Here is a 20,438-nt window from a genome sequence, read left to right as displayed (position 1 = left end):
AGCAGGTCATCATGTCGAATCCCCCGATCACCTCCGCGGCCACAGCCGAGGAATCCGATCCGCTCTGCCTCTCCGAGACCACCGCGGCCGCATTGCTGTTCGATGTGCCGTGGCGACGATTCGGCGTGGCCGGCGACAGTCTGTCGGCCGGCGTCGGCGATCCCACGCCGGGCTACTCGAACGCGGGCTGGCCCGAGCGACTCGTGAAAGTACTGCGGCGCGTACGCCCGGACCTGCGCTATCTCTGCACCGCGAAGGTCGGGGCCACCACGGCGCAGACCTCGGCCCGCCAACTCGACCGCATCGTGGACTTCCGTCCGGACCTGCTGCATCTGCCGTGCGGTCCGAACGACATCACGCGGCGCGATCCCGACTTCGACGAGATCGACACAGCGATGCGGCGAATGTACGACGTCGCGGCGAGCACCGGCGCCCTGCTGACGACGTTCACTCTCGCAAGCGCCTATGTCGTACCGGCGTTTCCCGACTGGCCCGAGCGAATTCGCACCATGAACGATCTCACCCGCCGAATCGCCGCCGACTACGGGGCGGTCGTCGTCGACATGTGGGATCACCCGGTCAACGATCGCGACAACCTGCTCAGCGCGGATCGCATCCACTTCTCGACCTCCGGTCAGGCGGTGCTGGCGACCGAGATGGTCAAGCATCTGGCCTACGCACTGTCGAGCCGGACGAGCGAATAGCGCAGGCGCCCAATCCTCCCCGTGATCGCGCACCGGCCCGCGTCCTTGCCCCGGGCGGCGGACGCTAGGGTCACTTCCGTGGCGAAGACAGAGTCGTTTCGGGCCTCGTTGGACAAGCAACCGCATGAGGTCGCGTCCATGTTCGACGGGGTCGCGAAGCGGTACGACCTGACCAATACGGTGCTCACCGGCGGGCAGGACCGCTATTGGCGCTGGGCCACCCGCCGGGCGCTGGCCCTGCGGCCCGGGGAGCGGGTGCTGGACCTGGCGGCCGGAACCGGCGTCTCCACCGCCGAATTCGCGAAGTCGGGCGCCTGGTGCCTGGCCCTGGACTTCTCCAAGGGCATGTTGGAGGCGGGGCGGTTCCGCCGGGTGCCGATGGTGAACGGCGACGCCACCGCCCTGCCGTTCGCCGACGACTCCTTCGACGCGGTCGCCATCTCCTACGGCCTGCGCAACGTGTCCGAACCGGACGCCGCCCTGCGCGAGATGCTGCGCGTCACCAAACCGGGCGGACGCCTGGTCGTGGCGGAGTTCTCCACCCCGGTCTTCGGGCCGTTCCGCACGATCTACATGGAATACCTGATGAAGGTGCTGCCGAAGGTCGCCGAGGCCGTCAGCAGCAATCCGGACGCCTACGTCTACCTGGCCGAATCGATCCGGGCGTGGCCCAATCAGCGGCAGTTGGCGATGCGGATCGCCGATGCCGGCTGGTCGTCGGTGCAGTGGCGCAATCTGACCGGCGGCATCGTCGCACTGCATCGCGGCTACAAACTGGGGTGAAGTAGCTCACCGCACGCCGTGGTCTCGCCCGCGGAAACGGCGCCCGACCGGGCGTGAACCGGAAATCTCACCGTGCAGATGCCGAAGTGGTGAGGATTTTCGTCATCTGCCGATAACGTTCGGTAAATCCGTCGCAACGGCGGCTCGCCATCATCGGGGATGTGTCGAGCGCCGAGAACTCCACGAGCACCGTCCGGACCGCGTGCTCCTACTGCGGCGTGGGCTGCGGCATCACGGTGCAGACCGAGCGGAACGCGGCCGGCGCACCCGTCATCGCGAAGGTGAGCGGCGACAAACTGCATCCGGTCAACGCCGGGCGGCTGTGCACCAAAGGCGCCACCCACCTCGAATTGATGCGTGCGCCCGGGCGGATGACGACCGCCCTGCACCGGCCCCAGCGCGGACGGGAACCGGTCGAACTGGCCGTCGAGGAGGCCGTGCGGCAGGCGGCACAGCGGTTGCGCACGATCGTCGACGAATACGGTCCCGATGCCGTCGCGCTCTACGTCTCCGGGCAGATGTCGCTGGAAGCGCAGTATCTGGCGAACAAACTCGCAAAGGGCTACCTGCGCACGATCAATATCGAATCCAATTCACGGCTGTGCATGGCAGGCGCGGGCACCGGATACAAACAATCGCTGGGCGCCGACGGCCCGCCGGGTTCCTACGACGACCTCGACCGAGCCGATCTGTTCTTCGTGATCGGCTCGAATATGGCCGACTGTCATCCGATTCTGTTCCTGCGCATGGCCGATCGGCTCAAGGCCGGGGCCAAATTGATCGTGGTGGATCCGCGGCGGACCGACACCGCCGCCCGGGCCGATCTCTTCCTGCAGATCAGACCCGGCACGGATCTGGCGCTGCTGAACGGATTGCTGCACATGCTGGTCGGCAACGGCGATATCGACACCGAATTCATCGCCGCGCACACCGAGGGCTGGGAGGCGATGCCGCAGTTCCTCGCCGACTATCCACCGGACCGCGTCGCCGAGATCACCGGGCTGGCCGAGGACGATATTCGCACCGCCGCCGCGTGGATCGGCGCGGCCGGTGACTGGATGACGCTGTGGACGATGGGACTCAATCAGTCCACCCACGGCACGTGGAACACCAATGCCGTTTGCAATCTGCATCTGGCCACCGGCGCCATCTGCCGGCCCGGCAGCGGTCCGTTCTCGCTGACCGGGCAGCCGAACGCCATGGGCGGGCGGGAAATGGGCTACATGGGTCCGGGTTTGCCCGGCCAGCGCAGTGCCCTTGTGGAGGCCGACCGCCGGTTCGTCGAAACCGCATGGCACCTGCCGCCCGGCACGATTCGCGCCGAATCCGGACGCGGCACGATCGAGATGTTCCGGGAACTGGCCGAGGGCACCATCAAGGCGTGCTGGATCATCTGCAGTAATCCGGTGGCCTCGGTGGCGAATCGCAAAACCGTCATCGCCGGTCTGGAGGCGGCGGAACTGGTGATCACCCAGGACGCCTATCTCGACACCGCGACCAATGCCTACGCCGATCTGCTGCTGCCGGCGGCGCTGTGGGCCGAATCCGACGGCGTGATGGTCAATTCCGAACGCACTGTCACCCTCCTGCAGCATTCGGTGGATCCGCTCGGCGCGGCGCTGCCGGATTGGGAATGGATCGCGCGGATCGCGACGGCGATGGGCTTCGCCGGATTCGACTACCGTTCCAGCGCCGAGATTTTCGACGAAATCCGTGACTTCGCGAATCCGGCGACCGGATACGACCTGAGCGGAATGAGTTACACCGCACTGCGCGAAGGGCCGATGCAGTGGCCCTGTGCCGATTCCGCGCAGCGCCGCAATCCGATTCGCTATCGCACCGGCGATGCGGGTGCGCCGGCCTTTCCCACCGCGAGCGGCCGCGCCGTGTTCTGGCCGCGGCCGCATATGGCGGCCGCCGAAATGCCCGACGACGACTATCCCTTCGTCCTGAACACCGGTCGCGTCCAACATCAATGGCACACGATGACCAAAACCGGCCGGGTCGCGAAGTTGAACAAATTGAATCCGGCGCCGTTTCTCGAAGTGCATCCCGACGATGCGCGCACGCTGGATGTGCGTCCCGGCGACCAGATCGACATCGCTTCTCGCCGTGGCCGAGCCGTGCTGCCGGTACGGATCACCGATCGGGTGCGACCGGGTTCGTGTTTCGCACCGTTCCACTGGAACGACGAGCAGGGCGAATATCTGACGATCAATGCCGTGACCAACGATGCTGTGGATCAGGATTCGCTACAACCGGAATTCAAGGTGTGCGCGGTGACGCTGCGACGCGTCGGCCCCGCTCGGGACACCCGCGACGGCATCGACGAGGACAACCGGGGCGGCACCGAACCGGACCACCGTGTCGACGCCGCGGGCGGCAGCCCGATCACGTCCGGCGGCGCGCCGGCATCGCATCCGCTCGCCGCCATGCTGGGACTCGATTCCGCGCCCGCGCCCATGCTCAGCGAGGCGGAGCGGATCTATCTGGGCGGGTACCTGGCCGCGCTGCAATCGCTTCCGGTTCAGGGGCAGCCCGTCCTCCCGGAATCGGCGCCGCTGTCCGACCGCAGCCGCTGGTGGATCGACGGGCTGCTGGCGGGGATGTACTCGCGGGCGGCGGGCTCCCCGCCCGGCGCCACAGTGTCAGCGCCCTCACCCGCCGCGCCGGCCGGCTCACAGCAACGGCCGGTGACCGTGCTGTGGGCTTCCCAGACCGGTACCGCCGAAGAATTGGCCGCGACGGTGGCGGCGGCGCTCGCCGAACACGGGCACGCGCCCCGGCTGGTCGAGATGAATGCGTGCGATCTGCCCGAGCTGACCGGCGACGTACTGCTCGTCACCAGTACCTTCGGTGACGGCGGCCCACCGGACAATGCCGCCGACTTCTGGGACCGACTGCAGGACAGTGGGATTCGGTTCAACGGTCTGCGGTACGGCATCTTCGCCCTCGGCGACTCCTCCTACGACGATTTCTGCGGTTACGGCCGCAAGGTGGATCGGCTGCTGTCCGAACGGGGCGGTGTCCGCTTGCTGGATCGCGTCGACAGCGAACCGGATCACGAGGATCTGTCGAACGAGTGGATCACCGCGGTCCTCGCCGCGCTGGGTGACGGTCGCGGGAATGCGCCCACCGACGGCCATGGTGCCGGCGCACCCAGCGGCAGCGGTGTGGCCGAGACGTCCGGCGGCTCCGAGGGTGTGGTGCCGTCCACCGGCGGCGGTCGTGCCGGCGCGCCCGCGGGGCTCGGTGTGCGCGTGCTCGACCGCGTCGAGGTCCGCTCCCCCGCGCCCACCCGCGCCCCCCGCTCGATCCCCGCGCCGTTCACCCGCAACGCTCCGGTCCTGGCCCCGCTGGTCCGCAACGAACTGCTGTCGCGGCCCGGATCCGGCAAGGAGGTGCGGCAGTTCGGTTTCGACCTGCGCGGTCTGGACGCCGGCTACGAGGTCGGCGACAGCCTCGGCATATGGCCCTCGAACGGGGTTGCCGCCGTGCGGAATTGGCTGGCGGCGACCGGGCTCGACGGCGCCCGGCCGGTGGAGATCGACGGGCGCGACATGCCGCTGGAATCGGCACTGCGCACGCATTTCGACATCACCAAGATCAGTGCCGATCTGTTGTCCTTCATCGCCGCACGCAATCCCGGTCAGCAGTTGGCGAAACTGCTGCGCCGCGACAACCGCAACGAACTGGACCGCTATCTGTGGGATCGCCACGCCGTCGACGTCCTGCGCGACTTTCCCGTGCGGGCCGATCTGGTGGAGTGGCTCTCGGTGCTGAAAAAGCTGCAACCGCGGCAATATTCGATTTCGTCGAGCCCGCTGGTGAGTCCGCGCGAGGTGCAGCTCACCGTCGGCGTGGTGCGCTACGGCGCGACCGAGGACCCGCGCGGCGGAGTCTGCTCCACCTTTCTCGCCGACCGGGACGAGACCGGTGGCGTACCCGTATTCCTGCAGCGCGCACCGCATTTCCGGCCGCCGTTGGATCCGAACGCGCCGATGATCATGGTGGGCCCGGGCACCGGCATCGCGCCGTTCCGCGGGTTCCTGCACGAACGCCGCGCGCTGGGATGCCGCGGCCGCAACTGGTTGTTCTTCGGCGATCAGCACGCCCAGGACCACTTCTACTACCGCACCGAACTCGAGGACATGTTCCGCTCGGGCTTCCTCACCCGGCTCGACCTCGCCTTCTCTCGGGACCAGCGCGAGCGGATCTACGTGCAGCACCGCATGATCGAGCACGGCGCGGAGCTGTGGGCGTGGTTGCGCGACGGCGCCCACCTGTACGTCTGCGGTGACGCCGCGCGCATGGCCCGCGACGTCGACGACGCCCTCCTGAAGATCGCCCGCATCCACGGCAACCTCGACGAGGATGCGGCGCTGGCCTTCAAGAAGCAGCTGACCGCGGAGAAGCGGTACGTGCGCGACGTGTACTGACTCATCGACTCACAGTTCGTCATAGAGCCGTACGAGATGAGTGATCGAGCATGCTCGCAGCGGCCGATACTTCCCGTTGCTGGGAATTCGGCGGGGAGTTGCCCAATGCCCGCATTGGCAGAATGGGTAACCGAAACGTGTGGTGACGAGGTGTCTGCGGAACTGTCGGCCGGGCCGCCATCGCGCAGGTGAGCGTTCGGCAGCGGATGAGCGAGGACAGATGGTTGAAATCCACCCCAACGTGCGAATCGCGCTCGAGCTGAACCGAGAGCTGGGGAACCGCATCGCCGAAATGGGTGAGCGGGTGGACCGGATCGTGGCCCGCCGCCCTTCCCCGAGCGGACTGGTCATTCCCGAGGTGGATGCGCGCGGTCGATTGACCGACCTGTATCTGGCACCCGGAACCTGCGATCGGTTCGACAGCGGGCAACTGAGTGCCGAGATCATGGCCGCCATTGTCGAAAGCACCGAGGACGCACGACGGCAGCACGACAACGCGATGAACGATCCCGACAGCTTGCCGCGGCCTCTGGAAGAGATCGTTCGGGAATGGCAGGCCGGTAGTACCCCGGACCAACCGCTTCCCGTTTTCGGGAAGCGGGAGGCATAAAGTCCGGGATCCGGGGAGGGACCAACTGAGCATGCCCAATTACCTCGATATCGATCCCGATCAGCTGCGCAAGATGGCTTGGCAACACGAGCAGTGGGCTAAGTCGCTGCATGAGTGGGGGAAAGTCCCTGAGGGGTGGCTCAAACGCTTCCAGTCGGAGTACGGCACCATCGCCGACCCGGTCCGACACGAACTGAACACCTATTACCAGAACCGGCACGAGAAGGCCGAATTCCTCGTCCGTAAGCATCTGCGAACCCGAGATGAACTGCTTGCCACGGCTGCGGCGCTCGAAGAGGGGGATCGTACCGGTGGGGGCGATATCCATCGCGTCGGCGGCGGCGGAGCGCCGGCTGGAACGGGCCCGATTCAGCCCGCACCGATAGTTCCAGCGGGCTCGGGTCGGGATACGCCGAGCCGAAACGGCATACCCCCCGAGTCCAAGAGTCCGGTTCGCCCCGGACGGCCTCCGGCCACCGTCCCCGAGATTCCTGCGGCGGACACGAACGAACGTCCCGGTCCTGCCGGCCCGATGCCCGCCGCCACGATGGCACAGACCTTTGCTGGGGTTCCCACGGCGGCAATGAGCGGGGCGCCCGCTGGAGCTGTGATGCCGGAGGAGAGTGTTCCCGTCGGTGACGTGGTTCCTTCGACCAGCGAAGCCGACCCACGCGTCTTCCGGGTGGATGCGACCGGCACAGGGGCCTGGGACTCCGCGCCCACGGATTCCTCAGGCTCGCTCGGCACGGCGCCCGGCATATCGTTCGGGCCACCGGCGGGGGCGACAGTTGCTGCTGGCGGAATGGAGGCAGCCCCCGGTGGTACTTCGGCCGGCTTTCCCCACGGCCTCGCGGCAGCGATCTCCGACGCCAAACGGCGACACGCTGCGGATGAGCCGGTACCTGAGGACTTGGCGCTCGCCCGTGCCTTGCTCGCGGGTGTGCTTGCGGCGGCAGCGAAGTCTGCTCCAGGCCTGGAATGGGCGGTGGCGATATCGCGAAACCCGCGCAAACAGGGTCGTCTCGTTATCGCACTGACGTCCAACGAAGGACGTGGGTGGCTACCCCCCGGATTGTTCTTGCCCCGCGAGGTGATGATCCCGTGGCAGCACGACTCCGTCCTCGGCCCTGGCGGACAAAGGGCTATTGCAGCCTTGGAAGGCACCCTTGATCCGGCTCGGTTCCTCGTCGAGTTCGGTTCCAGGGTTTCCCAACGAGCAAATTTCGAAATCACCGCGCTGGCGTCTTCTACAGCTGTCTCGGATGAGATTCGCACGGCACTCGGTGCGCACGTCGGCGTCACGGAAAGCGTGTCTTCCGAAGAATCGACCATCGACCTCACCAAGCCGAATGGGGGGCTGGTCGATCGGCTCGCGATGGCCGGCTCGGACGAATTCCTCCGACGAGCGACAACGATCCCAGAAGACCGAATCGCGGTTGAGTGCCTCAGGCTGGCAACCGCCGCAGACCTTCGGCTCCGCACGGTAATCCCCATGGCAGACCGGGAAACCGTCACCCGCCGCGCGTGGAGAGCACAGATCTTCGATGCGCTCCATGCCGGTCGATCCGTCCCTTCGAACTGGTGGGATCAAATACGTGGGGCCGTCGGTATGCAAGCAACGGCGGTATCGTCTCGGCGAATAGATCTGTCCGGCATTCCGATCGGCAGCCGGGTGGATCTACCCGCGACCACGACGTTGCGCGCCGCAATGTTCGAGCGGCGAGCCGATGAATTGTTGCTGCTGTCGTCAGCGACTCGGCCCGATCGACAGACACTTCGCGATGTGCTCTACAGCTACAGTCAAATCGTCGAGCATCCGTCACTGGCCGCGGAAACCTCTACCGTTACGACGAAGGCGCTCGACACTGGTGTCGCAATAGGGAATATCGGACAGACCGACACCATGGGCTCGCCATTCCGGAGTGCGGTATCCGCCGAGCACGAGAATGCGTCGGTCCCCGTTATCAACTTCATGAGGACCCCGGTGGCGCCCGAGGCGTCCGATGAACAGAGGAGAGCTTGATGGGCGATACGGATCAGACTTTCTCGGTTGAGCATTTGAATGACCTGGACAAGGTCGTCAAGGAGATCAACGATGCCCACAGCAAGTCCTGGAACGACTACTTCAATTATGACGACGCCAAGAAATCCATTGACAAACTGGACAGCCTGAGCGCCGCCGACTTCAAGTATGTTTACGGAAAGCTCAGCTCGGACACCAGAGAGGATATGGCCCGCAGCGACGCTGGTACGGACTGGGATTTCAGAGACGACAAGGACAAGAAGTACAGCGACATGGCCGAGGCGCTGATGTCCGGGAATCCGGACAAAATAGTGCAGGCAAAGGAGGAGCGGGACAAGAAGAAGAACGACGACGCCGACCCGAAATTCTACGATCCTACGAAGGACAACGGCGACAAGCCGCCTTCGAAATGGGGCGATGAAAAGGGACACGAACCCATATCCCTGCCTCGCCCCGACGGTTGCAGCAGGTCACTGGATCTGCTTATCAAAGATGCCGAGTTCTCGATGCAGTGGGGATTCGACACCTTAGGCGTGGGGGATATCGAGGACAAGCTCGACTTCTCAAAAGTTTTCGACAGCACGCAGGTGACCACGTCGGACGGATGGGCGAAATCCGTCGACGACTACGAGGATCTGAAGAGCTTGCTGGACAAGCGTCAGACCGAGTACGAAAAGGCGCATGCAGAAGTTCAAGATAAAACAGTGAACACCAAGATCGAAAATTTGAAGACATATAAGGCGCTACAGGAAGTATACAACAAGCTCAAGGATGATTTGTCATTCAACTACGGGGGAAAAGATAGAAAAGCTGTCGACGGCAAGATCTACTGGCATGGCGACGATGTAACCAAAGACAATGGCACGGTTGCGTACGAAAAGGGGAAAGACGGACTATATCATCTCACCCCGAGCGCAGAGGATCGTTACCGTGTCGCCCTGACCACAGCGAAAGAGGACTGGTCGACGAAGTACGATGCGGCAGTAAAAGAGATCGAGAAGAACGCTCTCAACATTCGCGTGCACTCCGATCCGCCTCCCAAGGACGGCGATGACGGCCCTGGCGGTAAGCCCAAGCCATCTCCCACGCCAACCCCCACACCCACTCCGACACCGACTCCCACCCCGACGCCGACCCCCGCAGCGGCCGATGCCACCCCGCAGGACTTCAAAGACTTGTTCCCGGAGGGAATCCTGAACGGGACCGATTCGACCGCGGGCAACGATCTGACGTCGACCGATCCCACCCAGACCGACCTCACCGGCGGCGACCAGCAATCGACCGACACCAGCGGTAAGACTGACGCCACATCGGCTATTCAGCAGGCTATCGCCGATATCACCAATAGCGACGCAGCCAGTGGTGCCACCCCCGCAGCACAGTCGTCGAATCCGTTCACTCAGGCATCGAATCCGATGACCAACCCCATGACGAATCCGATGCTGAACCCCATGATGAACCCGATGATGAATCCGACATCGGCGGATCAGAGCAACCCCTTCACGCAGATGGGCGGTCGGTCCGCTTCGGGCGACAGCGGTGCGGCGCGACAGGCGGCACCCGCGGTGGCGAGCTCCAACCCCATGCTCAACATCCCTGGCACGACCCAGCAGACGGCTGAGCCGGGTCATGTGTCTCCAATTTCCGCGACCCCGGCCGCCGGCCCCGTGCCGACGCACTCGAATGTCGATATGAAGCTGCCGGACGGAAGCAACCAGGTGGTCCCGTCGACGGTCGCGGATGTCGTGAACAAAGAGTTGAACAACCCGAACGGCAGCAATGCCGATGCCGCTTACGGGACATTGCGCGGTCAAGAGACGCAGATCGATCCGTCTGCGGCGCACACCGGTGACATCGTGCGCTGGAACGGCGGCAGCGCGGTCATCGTCCGGGAAGGCCCGGACAATGCCTACATGATTGTCGACGGTCAGTTGAGGCCGCTGAACGTCAAGGACCCGAATCAGGACTTCACATTCTTCCACCCTGACGGGGCCGGATCGAACAACGGGCAACAGGCGCAAGGGAATTCGAGTGCGCAGGCCGTGGCGTTCTCGGCACCCGCAGCGCCGCCGAGTGGCGCAACGTCGACTATCGAAACGTGACCGAGGCGACTGCTGCGGCCGCCGGAGACTATCTCGTCGACGTCGCCGAGCGCCTGAAGCTAGGGTGCGATCCGTCTTCGATCCGTGCCGTGGTCGCGCGCGCTTGCGGAGGACAGCTGGCCGCTCGCGCGCCCGACGGTCGTCGCGCGAGCGGGCTTACCATCTCCGGCATCCCGCTCGAAGTGAGCGTGGCGGGTGGTCGAAACCGGTACGCGCCCGCCGTTCGGTACCTCGCGGAGGCGGGAACTCAGGAGACGACCTTCGCCTCCCGAGTCGGCGCGCAACTCGCCGCGATCCGCGATCTCGCAGACTGGCTACCCGGTGACGGCCGAAAGGCCGCCGATCTTTTGAGTTCTTTTCTGAGGACGTTGTATCCCGACCCGGCGCAGGTTTCGCAGCGGCAACGTTTCGCTACCTGGACAGGAATCGTTCATCACGCCGGGGCGTCCTCTCGCCTGAACCGACTCAAGGTGTATGGCGCGCCGTGGGTGGTGCCCCGCACATTGGAAAGGCTTTCCAGCGAGTTTCCAGGCTTCCGCGAACTGGTGTCGGTGCCCCAGAACGACGAGCACTTCAGATACAGCATCGCCGCGATCGAGGTGGATGCGCACGGGGAGGTCAACCACAAGCTCTATCTGACGTCCCGCACTCGCAATCCGGCTGTACCGATGAAGTTGGTCCGGCACTTCGGCGATCCGGCGTGGGAGGTGCTGTCCGAACTCGTCCGGTGCGGAGTGAATCCGGCAGGGCTGCACGATCACGATTTCTTCGTTTGCTGTTCGCGTGATAGCAGCGGGGCCCGGTCGTTCGCGCTGTCCGTAGCGACACGACGCAATGACGATCTTTCGCAGCTCGTACCCGAACTAGCCGCCCGGCACCACGGCAGCACCTACGCCATCGATGCGCTGGCCAAGGCGGCGGAATCCCACGGCGCGAGTTGGTGCTATTCAGGGTTCGGACTCGGGTTCTCCGCCGACGACGGCATCGATAAGCTCAACGTTTACGGAACGCCGACCTGGGGAGCTGTCGTCAACTCCGGCCGGTGACCGAGCTTTCGTTCCGCGAATCAGTGAGAGAACCGCTGCGTCCGGCGGCCGTCCGCACAAGCGGAATGTGAGCGTTGAGATGATGCAATCGATAGGTTGAACGTAGCTCGGCCAAGCGATCCACATCCGTTCCGTACAATCGCTGCGCCGTCGAGGCATCGAGATCGGCGACCCCGTAAAGATAAGGCCGCCCGTCCAATTCGCAGCACTGCTCGAACAACTCCCGCAGCGCCAGGCGCGTGGCCTCGATGGCGGCCCCGGTCCGTTCCACCGATGTGTAAAGTCCCACGCCGATCGAGACGGGGGCGGCGCCGACAGGAGCGAAGGCGAACGCGGGTGCGCCGATCGAGCGCCGGATGATCAGGATGTACACCATCGTCAGCGCGTGATCGATCGGCAAGCGGTGGCAGATGTCCTCGACAGCCGCGATCATCGGAACGAACTGCCCGGCAGGTACGACGTAGTCGGCCCACAGGCGTACCCGGTCGGTGGGCGGCGCTTGTGCGATATCCGGATGTCCGCCGAATGTGAGGTCGGATGCGATCTCACAGTTGCCGGCAGCGCACTGTGCGCGATCGCCGCTCCGCCATCCCACCGTGGAGGAAATCCTGCCGCGGCGCATCGATGCCCAGTAGATGTCGACGTCGTCGCGCTGCGCGATCCGTTCGGCGTATTCGCCGAGTTCGCCCAGGGTTGCGTGATCGACCCGATGCAGATGGGTGTCGCTACGGTGCGGAATCGTCCGCAGCACCGCCCGCTCGATCAGCCCGACTGCCCCCAGCCCGCCGAGCGCGAAGCGGAACAGTTCGGGATGTTCGGTTCGCGAGCACCAGCGACTGATTCCCATCCCGTCGATCAGTTGAATCCGCTCGACATGATCGATCTGCATCCCCAGACGGACCGAGTCGACTCCGATTCCGCCGACCGACAGGGTGCCGCCGACGGACATGTGCAAGTAGTTGGGCAATACCGGGACCGCTCTGCCTTGGCGGTTGAGGTACCGCTCGAGGCCGTACCAACTCGCTCCGGCAGGCACTTCGAACAGCCCGCCGCCGAGGTCGCGAACCTGTTGCACAGCGGTCTCGGGCGCATAGCTGACCAGGAGTTCGGAATCGGAAACGGTTTGCCCGTCGCACGAGTGTCCCGCGCCGCGCAGCGTCAGTGGACGTCCGGAGCCGAGCAGGGCAGCGGGAAACGCGGCGGGCATCCGATGGACCGCACGGGGCACGGCATGATGCACGCCGCCGTAATCGGTGGTGAATTCGTCGATGGGAACCTCGTGACCTCGCGGTGTGCGCGATGACGGGGTGCATCGCGGTAGATCCAGTATCGAGGTTCCCAATGGCGGGAATATCCCGCTCGACGGCGGCGGTTCGCGCTAGGCGACAGGCGGGTTGAGGCGCGCGAAATCCGGCAACCGGTAGTAGGGGTAGTACGGATACGGTGGCGTTACGGCGCTGATCTTGTCCAGACGGGCCAGTTGCTCGGGGTCGAGCTGCCAGCCGACCGCGCCGAGGTTCTGACGCAGCTGTTCCTCGTTGCGGGCGCCGACGATGACCGTCGCGACGGTCGGGCGGGAGAGCAGCCAGTTCAGGGCGATCTGCGGGACGGATTTCCCGGTTTCGGCGGCGAGTTCGTCGAGGACGTCCACGACGTCGTAGAGCAGTTCGTCGTTCACCGGCGGTCCGGCCTCGGCGGTGCGGTGCAGCCGGCTGCCCGCCGGAAGTGGCTGTCCGCGCCGGATTTTGCCGGTCAGCCGGCCCCAGCCCAGCGGACTCCACACCATCGCGCCGACGCCTTGATCACGGCCGAGCGGCATCAGCTCCCACTCGTAGTCGCGGCCGACGAGCGAATAGTAGACCTGATGGGCGACGTATCGCGGATGACCGCCCCGGTCGGCCGCCGCCAGCGATTTCATGAGCTGCCAGCCCGCGAAATTCGAGGCGCCCAGATAGCGAATCTTCCCGGCGCGCACCAGATCCGCGAGGGTATCCAGCACCTCCTCGACCGGCGTCGCGGCGTCGAAGGCGTGGAGCTGGAACAGATCGATGTAGTCGGTGCCGAGCCGGCGCAGCGCGGTATCGACGGCCGTGATGAGCCGGGAACGTCCCGATCCCGCCTCGGCGGCTCCGGGCCCGGTGGGCAGGCCCGCCTTGGTGGACAGCAGAACTCGATCCCGCCGGCCGCGAATCGCCTGGCCCAGAATCTCTTCCGAGGCGCCGTCGGAGTACACGTCCGCGGTGTCGAACATCGTGACGCCGGCCTCCAGCGCCACATCGACCATCCGGCGCGCCTGCTGGGCGTCGGTATCACCCCACGCGCCGAACAGTTCACCGCGGCCGCCGAAGGTGCCCGCCCCGAAGCTGAGAGCCGGAACGAGCAGGCCCGAGGCACCCAGTCGACGATAGTCCATGATCAACCCCTAACGGAACTGAAGTTTCATTAACAGACGAGACGATACACTCGATCGGACGCTAATGAAACTGGAGGACCGTTATGAGTTCGGACACCGCCGCACCCGGCTCGGTGCGCCCGGGGGGTCGCACGGCCCGCGTCCGTGAGTCCGTCCTGCGCGCGGCCGGGGATCTGCTGGCCGAACGCGGCTTCGCCGAACTCGACCTCGCCGAGGTGGCGGCCCGCGCGGAGGTCGGCAAGACCACCGTCTACCGCCGCTGGCGTACCCCGGCCGGGCTGGTGGCGGACCTGCTCACCGACATGGCGGAAACCTCACTGCCGCATGCCGACACCGGATCGCTGCGCGGCGACCTCACCGCCAATGCGCGCCTCGTCGCACGCACCCTGACCGATCCCCGCCAGGGCCCGTTGTTCAAAGCACTTGTGGCCGCGGCCGTCTGCGATCCCGAAACCACCTCCGCCCTGCACCGGTTCTACGACGTGCGGATCGCGGAATGGGAGCCGTGCGTCGCGGCCGCGATCGAACGGGGCGAACTCGCCCCCGGAACCGATACGCGCGCAGTGGTTTCCGCCGTCTCCGCCCCGCTGTATTACCGCTTCCTGATCTCCGGCGACCCGATCGACGACGCGGTGGCGGTGACCGCCGCCGACGCCGCGGCGGCAGCGGCCACCGCAGGCCTGTTCACCGGGTGAGCTCAGGCCTGCCGGTACGGGTCGCGGCCGGTCAGGCCGAGCAGGCGCTCCCAGTCCGACGCGTCGGCCGGGACCTCGATCACCGGGCCGAACAGACCCCGAACGCCTTCGCGCGGCGTATCGCGAAACTGCTCGAGCAGCACCGCCACATCCTTGTCGGCGGGCTCGAAGCGGCGGCCGGTGGCGCGGGCCAGGTCCCAGCTGTGCATCACGACCTCGTTCAGGGCGAATCCGGCCATCGCGGGCGCGGGGGCGGTGACGCCGCCGACCTCGGTATCGCCCTCCCAGGCGGCCGGGTCGCGCCACGCCTCGGCGAGGGCTTTCAACTGCGTGGTGATCAGCTCGCCCCAACCGTCGGGCAGATCGGCATCCGGCGCCTGCTCCGGCGGCGCGGAACGACCGATGCCCTCCTTGGTGGCGCCCTGCCGGAACGCCTCGCTGAAGCCGATGGTGTGGAACAGCAGATCTCGCACGGTGACGCCCGGGCTCGGGGTCGCCGCGGTCAGATCGTCCGCGCCGATGCCGCTGACGATCTCGACCATCGCATCGGTGGCGCTCTCCAGATCGAAGTGGGGTGTCGCCATGTGATCCTCCTCCGAATACGGCCTGTACCGGCACAGGCACCCACAGAAGGGACGGGGCGAGCCACCGGAATTCATCGGTGCCAGCACGCGAGCGGGTTGCCAGCCGGAGCGGGTGAGGGCATCCTCGACAGTGCCGGATCGCCGTATCCGACATGTCGGACCCCCAGCGGAAGGGAGCAACCGATGACCGATCCCACCATCGACACCACCTCCGTGGACATGGTTCCGGAGGCCGATCAGCTGGAGCAGAGCCTCGAGGTCGCTCCGGAGGAATCCGAAGTCGATATGCCCGTGGCCACGGCCGACCGCGAAGCCGCCGAGGCCGACCTCATCGAGCAGTCGATTCCCGTGCCGCTCGACGACGAATACGACGAGCCGGAGGCCGAGTCCGAGGCCGAATACTGACCTATTCGATGCCGGCGCGCACCGCGGCATGCAACTCGCGCAGGCTGGATCGCTCGGTCGCGACTTCCAGCACGCGAATGCCGTGGGCGTGCCCGGTCAGTTCCACCGCCAGCTCGGCCGGATCGACCTGCCGATGCGGAATCCGGTAGGCGGCGCACAGCGCTGCCAGGTCCATCCCGTGCGGAGTGCCGAAAATGCGCTCGAAGACGCCGGCGTACTGCGGATCACCCTGTTCGAGCAGTTCGAAGATGCCGCCACCGTCGTCGTTGGCGACCACGATGGTGAGATCCGCCGGACGCGGCTCTCCGGGGCCGATCAGCAGGCCGGAGGCATCGTGCAGGAAGGTCAGGTCGCCGATCAGCGCGAAGGTCCGGCCGGGATGACTCAACGCCGCGCCGACCGCGGTGGACACCGTGCCGTCGATACCGGCCACACCGCGGTTGGACAGCACCTTCACCCCGGGATGGGGATGCGACACCAGCGCCGCGTCCCGCACCGGATTGGAGGCGCCGAGCAGTAGCTGGTCCCCCTCGCGCAGGGCGTCCATCACCACGGAGGCCACATGCAGGCCGGTCGGCTTGGGATGGCGGGCCAGTTCGGTCCGGATCGCGCGGCAGGCCATCGCGTCGAGTTCGCGGCACTGCTCGAGCCATTCCGGACGCGGCGCCCCGGAGGTGACCGCGCGGGTGCCGGTGCCGACGACATTGCCGGAGACATCGGGCCAGCGCGGGCCGGTGGTCAGGGCGAAGACGGTGACATCCGGATCGGCCAGCACCTTCGACACCTGCCGATGCAGCGTGGGCCGGCCGGTGATGATCGCCTGCCGTGGCTTCAGCAACGGCAGCGCCAGCGGATGCAGGGCCGGGCCGGGCATCGCGGCGGTGGGCTCGGCGACCGTGGGCAGTTGCGCCAGCTCGGCGCGATAGCCCGCGCCGTGACCGGAGATGACGACGGTATCGAGCGTCAGATCGATCTCCAGCGGGACGTCCAGGGTCGCGTACTGGGTCTCGGTCCACGGCGCGTCACCGATGCGTCCGGCCGGAATCGGCTCGCCCGCAACGGCATCGGGGACCAGCGGTTCCCGCAGCGGAATGTCGAAGTGCACGGGCCCGGCGTTGCCGGACCGGGTGCCGCGCGCGGCGGCCAGGACGCGGCAGACCGCGGCCCGCCAGACGCTGTTCTGGCTGCGGTAATCCGGTTCCTCCTCGGCCAAGCCCAGGCTGATCGCGGCACGCACCTGACTACCGAACAGGCCGAACTGCTCGACGGTCTGATTGGCGCCGCTGCCCAGCATCTCGTAGGGACGGTTGGCGCTGAGCACGATCAGCGGCTGCCGGGCGTAGTTCGCCTCCAGCACCGCGGGCCCGAGGTTGGCCACCGCGGTTCCCGAGGTCATCACCACCGGCACGGGTGCCCCGGTGGACACCGCCATGCCGACCGCGAGGAATCCGGCGGTCCGCTCGTCGATGCGCATATGCAGTCGCAGCCGCCCCGCCGCATCGGCCGCCTGCAGCGCGAAGGCCAGCGGCGCGTTACGCGAGCCCGGGCACAGCACGACATCGCGCACACCCCCGCGCACCAGCTCGTCCACCACGACCTGGGCCTGTGCTGTCGATGGATTCACACTCTCAGACTGTCAGACCTTCCGGCCGGAGGGGACGTCGACCCGCTCACACCCCGTTCATCGAGTTAGGTTTCGCTAACCCGATCTCCATGGCCGAGCGGTTCGGGAAGTCGGCGCCGGGCTGATCGAGCCGGCCGCGGGCCCCCGCCGTTCGGCATCCGGGGATCACACTCCATCCGGATGCCGAACGACGAGGTCGCAGAACCGCAACTCAGCCGGCGTGCCGCTGGACCAGGTCGCCGACGCGCGGGAGCGCCTCGACCACATGCTTTTTCGCCGACGAACGCAGCGACGAGTACGCCTTCTTCAGCGCCGGACGCGACGAGGCCTCGGCACGAGCGTCGGTCACCGCGAGCAGCGACTCGGCAACCTCGTCGGAGTTGGCGACCAGCAGATCGGCAAACGAGCCGCTACCCGCCGCCTGGTACTGAGCCCAGTACGGTTCCAGTCGCTCGACGAACTTGGGTGCGAACGACTCCAGCGCGTCCGAGACGATGGTCGGGCTGACCTTCTTCACCGCGGCGTAGCCGCCCTTCACGGCCAGGCCCGATGCACCCCCCTTATCCGACACCTCCGCATCCAGAACCTCCTGGGCGTCGGCCAGGAAGGCCGGGCGTTTGGCGTCATCGAGCAGGGATTCAGACAGTGCTGCAACCACTTTCAGGTTCCTCCGGATAGTTTTTCGATGAGCGAGCGCGGGTAACTATACGCATCGGACGCACCGGACACACCGTCCTCTCGCCGACTACGGCTGCCAGGGCAGCAACTGCACCATGAGCCCTTCACAATCGGCGAGCAACGTTTCGGATTCGTCGCGCAGTCGCGCGGAGACGAAAGTCTTGCGTCCCTCCACCCGATCGACGGTCCCCTCGACCGTCAGCGGCGTCTCCAACGGGGTCACCTTGCGGTAGTTGACGTGCAGAAATGCGGTGCGGCTGATCGGCCGGCCCGCATAGTGCACGAGCGAGCCGAACAGATCGTCGAACAGCAGCGGCAGCACGCCGCCGTGCACGGCGTTGTTGCCGCCGAGGTGATATCGGCGGAATTCGCCGCGCATCCGGACACCGGTGGGACCGGCCTCGGTCATCACCCACGGCGGCAGCAGGAGGCTGCCGCGCCCCGGCAGCGCCGGCACGCGTCCCGACGGGCCCTGCAATTCCGGTGCGCGATAGGGCTCGAGCAGTTCGGCAAGCGCGTTGGCCTGAGCGAGGGCCTGCCCGAATACCTCGTCGGGACAGTCGACCGAGACGGTGAGGTCCTGGAGGGTGCGCATCGCCTCCAGGAACGGCGCATAGTTCGCGCCGAGTTCGGCCTCCTCCACCTTGGGAAATCCGCCGTGCTTCTCGTACCGATCGGCATCGACCGCACTGGTGTCGATCGCCGGTTCCGCGCGCTCACTCATACCTGCACGGTAACGCCAGTTCTTACACCGTCCAACCCAACCCGTCGGTAGCTCTCCGGTTACAGGACGAATCGGACGAACATCACATTTCCGACGGCCCGCCCCGGCGGGGGCGAACAGCCGGTGACGGATGGGGTGCATGATGGCTCGGGTGACGTTCAATCCGAAACTCTGGGAGCCCGTCGCGGGTTTCGAGGACCTGACCGACATCACCTACCACCGGCACATCGAACAGGGCACCGTGCGCGTCGCCTTCGATCGTCCGGAGGTTCGCAATGCCTTCCGGCCGCACACCGTCGACGAGCTGTACCGCGCGCTCGACCACGCGCGGACGACGCCGGATGTCGGTGCGGTCCTGCTCACCGGGAACGGGCCCAGTCCCAAGGACGGCGGATGGGCGTTCTGCTCCGGCGGCGATCAGCGCATCCGCGGGCGCAGCGGATACCAGTACGCCGAGGGTGATACCGCCGATACCGTCGACAAGGCCCGCGCCGGACGCCTGCACATCCTCGAGGTGCAGCGGCTGATCCGGTTCATGCCGAAGGTGGTCATCGCGCTGGTCAACGGCTGGGCGGCCGGCGGCGGGCACAGCCTGCACGTGGTCTGCGACCTGACCCTGGCCAGCCGGGAGCACGCCCGGTTCAAGCAGACCGACGCCGATGTGGGCAGCTTCGACGGCGGCTACGGCAGTGCCTACCTGGCGAAGATGGTCGGGCAGAAATTCGCCCGGGAGATCTTCTTCCTGGGACGCCCCTACACCGCCGAGCAGATGCATCAGATGGGTGCGGTGAACGCGGTCGTCGACCACGACCGGCTCGAGGACGAGGCGCTGGAGTGGACCGCCGACATCCTCGCGAAATCGCCGCAGGCGCAGCGCATGCTCAAATACGCGTTCAACCTGACCGACGACGGCCTGGTGGGCCAGCAGCTGTTCGCCGGTGAGGCGACGCGCCTGGCCTACATGACCGACGAGGCGATCGAGGGCCGCGACGCGTTCCTGGAGAAGCGCGAGCCGGACTGGAGTCCCTACCCGTACTACTTCTGAGCAGCCTCCCAGCGACTCCGTGGCCGTCATTCGGTCACGGAGTCCGGCCGGATCGCGGCGGACCTCGCGAAGCCGCCGCCCGGCCCGAGGCGGTCCCTCTAGGCTCGATTCGTGGACATCCTCAGCAGTCGAATCATCCTGCGGCCGAGCGATTACGAACGCACGCTGGCGTTCTACCGAGACGGGCTGGAATTGGCGATCGCGCGGGAGTATCCGGGCGGCACGGTGTTCTTCGCCGGGCAGTCCCTGATCGAGGTGGCCGCGCACGGACGCGACGAGACGGCCCCCGCCGGCTTCGCGGGCGCGGTGTGGTTGCAGGTGCGCGACGCGAGCATCGCGGCCACGGAACTGGCGACCCGCGGCATCCCCATCGACCGGCCGCCGGTGCGCGAACCCTGGGGCCTGACCGAGATGTGGCTGCGCGACCCGGACGGTGTTCCGATCGTTCTGGTCGAGGTGCCCGCCGACCATCCGATGCGCCGCGACACCCGCAGGCCACCGGAATGACCCCGCCTTACCATCCCGGTGGGTCGGACATGTCGGGAACCTGGCCATCGCGTTAA

The 20,438-nt window shown here is 66.5% G+C and carries 17 protein-coding genes; 11 read left to right on the top strand and 6 right to left on the bottom strand.

Features of this window, described 5'->3' with window-relative positions:
• Positions 1-11: 11 nt before the first annotated feature.
• From IG65_RS0118900 to IG65_RS0118870, 7 genes are all read left to right on the top strand, one after another.
• Complete coding sequence (locus tag IG65_RS0118900; RefSeq protein ID WP_030516261.1) at positions 12-704, top strand: SGNH/GDSL hydrolase family protein; 693 nt, start codon at positions 12-14, stop codon at positions 702-704.
• 78 nt (positions 705-782) lie between these two features.
• The gene (locus IG65_RS0118895; RefSeq protein WP_030516260.1) at positions 783-1,487 is read left to right on the top strand and encodes a demethylmenaquinone methyltransferase; all 705 of its coding nucleotides are present in this window, start codon (positions 783-785) and stop codon (positions 1,485-1,487) included.
• Between the two features lie 161 nt (positions 1,488-1,648).
• Positions 1,649-5,926 carry a bifunctional nitrate reductase/sulfite reductase flavoprotein subunit alpha gene (locus IG65_RS0118890; RefSeq protein ID WP_030516259.1) on the top strand — a complete coding sequence of 1,426 codons (4,278 nt, stop codon included), beginning with the start codon at positions 1,649-1,651 and terminating at the stop codon, positions 5,924-5,926.
• Positions 5,927-6,146: 220 nt separating this feature from the next.
• On the top strand, positions 6,147-6,536 hold the full coding sequence (locus IG65_RS0118885) for a YbaB/EbfC family nucleoid-associated protein (RefSeq protein WP_063833662.1): 390 nt from the start codon (positions 6,147-6,149) through the stop codon (positions 6,534-6,536).
• A 31-nt stretch (positions 6,537-6,567) separates the two neighbouring features.
• Entirely contained in the window at positions 6,568-8,559 is a 1,992-nt protein-coding gene (locus IG65_RS36965; protein WP_081879582.1) for a type VII secretion target, read from the top strand.
• Positions 8,559-10,661, top strand: coding sequence for a hypothetical protein (locus tag IG65_RS0118875; protein WP_030516256.1), 2,103 nt, complete (start codon positions 8,559-8,561; stop codon positions 10,659-10,661). The genes IG65_RS36965 and IG65_RS0118875 overlap by 1 nt, the downstream gene beginning before the upstream one ends.
• Complete coding sequence (locus IG65_RS0118870; protein ID WP_030516255.1) at positions 10,658-11,707, top strand: hypothetical protein; 1,050 nt, start codon at positions 10,658-10,660, stop codon at positions 11,705-11,707. Before IG65_RS0118875 ends, IG65_RS0118870 begins: the two co-directional genes overlap by 4 nt.
• On the opposite strand, the gene IG65_RS35975 is transcribed toward IG65_RS0118870, so the two are convergent.
• The gene (locus IG65_RS35975) at positions 11,691-12,914 is read right to left on the bottom strand and encodes an FAD-binding protein (RefSeq protein WP_156055680.1); all 1,224 of its coding nucleotides are present in this window, start codon (positions 12,912-12,914) and stop codon (positions 11,691-11,693) included. The two genes, IG65_RS0118870 and IG65_RS35975, sit on opposite strands and share 17 nt — an antisense overlap.
• 171 nt (positions 12,915-13,085) lie before the next feature.
• Positions 13,086-14,120, bottom strand: coding sequence for an aldo/keto reductase (locus IG65_RS0118860; RefSeq protein ID WP_030516253.1), 1,035 nt, complete (start codon positions 14,118-14,120; stop codon positions 13,086-13,088).
• A gap of 83 nt (positions 14,121-14,203) precedes the next feature.
• Between IG65_RS0118860 and IG65_RS0118855 the strand changes: the two genes are divergently transcribed.
• Positions 14,204-14,815: a TetR/AcrR family transcriptional regulator gene (locus IG65_RS0118855; RefSeq protein ID WP_030516252.1), complete on the top strand. Its 612-nt coding sequence runs from the start codon at positions 14,204-14,206 to the stop codon at positions 14,813-14,815.
• Between the two features lie 2 nt (positions 14,816-14,817).
• On the opposite strand, the gene IG65_RS0118850 is transcribed toward IG65_RS0118855, so the two are convergent.
• A complete protein-coding gene (locus tag IG65_RS0118850; RefSeq protein ID WP_030516251.1) occupies positions 14,818-15,399 on the bottom strand; it encodes a TIGR03086 family metal-binding protein in 582 nt (193 codons plus the stop codon).
• A gap of 183 nt (positions 15,400-15,582) precedes the next feature.
• Between IG65_RS0118850 and IG65_RS0118845 the strand changes: the two genes are divergently transcribed.
• Complete coding sequence (locus IG65_RS0118845) at positions 15,583-15,804, top strand: hypothetical protein (RefSeq protein ID WP_030516250.1); 222 nt, start codon at positions 15,583-15,585, stop codon at positions 15,802-15,804.
• Between the two features lies 1 nt (position 15,805).
• Here the strand turns inward: IG65_RS0118845 and menD are convergent, their stop codons facing one another.
• The 3 genes from menD to IG65_RS0118830 form a co-directional block, all read right to left on the bottom strand.
• Complete coding sequence (menD, locus tag IG65_RS0118840; RefSeq protein ID WP_030516249.1) at positions 15,806-17,428, bottom strand: 2-succinyl-5-enolpyruvyl-6-hydroxy-3-cyclohexene-1-carboxylic-acid synthase; 1,623 nt, start codon at positions 17,426-17,428, stop codon at positions 15,806-15,808.
• Between the two features lie 211 nt (positions 17,429-17,639).
• Positions 17,640-18,086, bottom strand: a complete 447-nt coding sequence (locus tag IG65_RS0118835) for a hypothetical protein (protein ID WP_030516248.1) — start codon at positions 18,084-18,086, stop codon at positions 17,640-17,642.
• Between the two features lie 87 nt (positions 18,087-18,173).
• Complete coding sequence (locus tag IG65_RS0118830) at positions 18,174-18,830, bottom strand: PaaI family thioesterase (RefSeq protein WP_030516247.1); 657 nt, start codon at positions 18,828-18,830, stop codon at positions 18,174-18,176.
• Between the two features lie 151 nt (positions 18,831-18,981).
• Here IG65_RS0118830 and IG65_RS0118825 point away from each other — a divergent pair, with 151 nt between their 5' ends.
• Both IG65_RS0118825 and IG65_RS0118820 read left to right on the top strand, forming a co-directional pair.
• Positions 18,982-19,875 carry a 1,4-dihydroxy-2-naphthoyl-CoA synthase gene (locus IG65_RS0118825; protein ID WP_030516246.1) on the top strand — a complete coding sequence of 298 codons (894 nt, stop codon included), beginning with the start codon at positions 18,982-18,984 and terminating at the stop codon, positions 19,873-19,875.
• A gap of 111 nt (positions 19,876-19,986) precedes the next feature.
• Positions 19,987-20,382 (top strand): VOC family protein, encoded by a 396-nt coding sequence (locus tag IG65_RS0118820; protein WP_030516245.1) that lies wholly within the window; start codon positions 19,987-19,989, stop codon positions 20,380-20,382.
• Positions 20,383-20,438 lie beyond the last annotated feature (56 nt).

Source organism: Nocardia sp. NRRL WC-3656 (assembly GCF_000720265.1).
GTDB lineage: Bacteria > Actinomycetota > Actinomycetes > Mycobacteriales > Mycobacteriaceae > Nocardia > Nocardia nova.
The sequence above is the reverse complement of the archived record's forward strand: the minus strand, read 5'-3'. Positions and strand labels throughout refer to the sequence as shown.

Excerpts from the sequence above, each read along its gene's own strand:
- IG65_RS0118830 (WP_030516247.1), bottom strand. The coding sequence starts at position 18,830 with ATGAGTGAGCGCGCGGAACCGGCGATCGACACCAGTGCGGTCGATGCC.
- IG65_RS0118850 (WP_030516251.1), bottom strand. The coding sequence starts at position 15,399 with ATGGCGACACCCCACTTCGATCTGGAGAGCGCCACCGATGCGATGGTC.
- IG65_RS0118900 (WP_030516261.1), top strand. The coding sequence starts at position 12 with ATGTCGAATCCCCCGATCACCTCCGCGGCCACAGCCGAGGAATCCGAT.
- IG65_RS0118860 (WP_030516253.1), bottom strand. The coding sequence starts at position 14,120 with ATGGACTATCGTCGACTGGGTGCCTCGGGCCTGCTCGTTCCGGCTCTC.
- IG65_RS36965 (WP_081879582.1), top strand. The coding sequence starts at position 6,568 with ATGCCCAATTACCTCGATATCGATCCCGATCAGCTGCGCAAGATGGCT.
- IG65_RS0118885 (WP_063833662.1), top strand. The coding sequence starts at position 6,147 with ATGGTTGAAATCCACCCCAACGTGCGAATCGCGCTCGAGCTGAACCGA.
- IG65_RS0118875 (WP_030516256.1), top strand. The coding sequence starts at position 8,559 with ATGGGCGATACGGATCAGACTTTCTCGGTTGAGCATTTGAATGACCTG.
- IG65_RS35975 (WP_156055680.1), bottom strand. The coding sequence starts at position 12,914 with ATGCCCGCCGCGTTTCCCGCTGCCCTGCTCGGCTCCGGACGTCCACTG.
- IG65_RS0118855 (WP_030516252.1), top strand. The coding sequence starts at position 14,204 with ATGAGTTCGGACACCGCCGCACCCGGCTCGGTGCGCCCGGGGGGTCGC.
- IG65_RS0118845 (WP_030516250.1), top strand. The coding sequence starts at position 15,583 with ATGACCGATCCCACCATCGACACCACCTCCGTGGACATGGTTCCGGAG.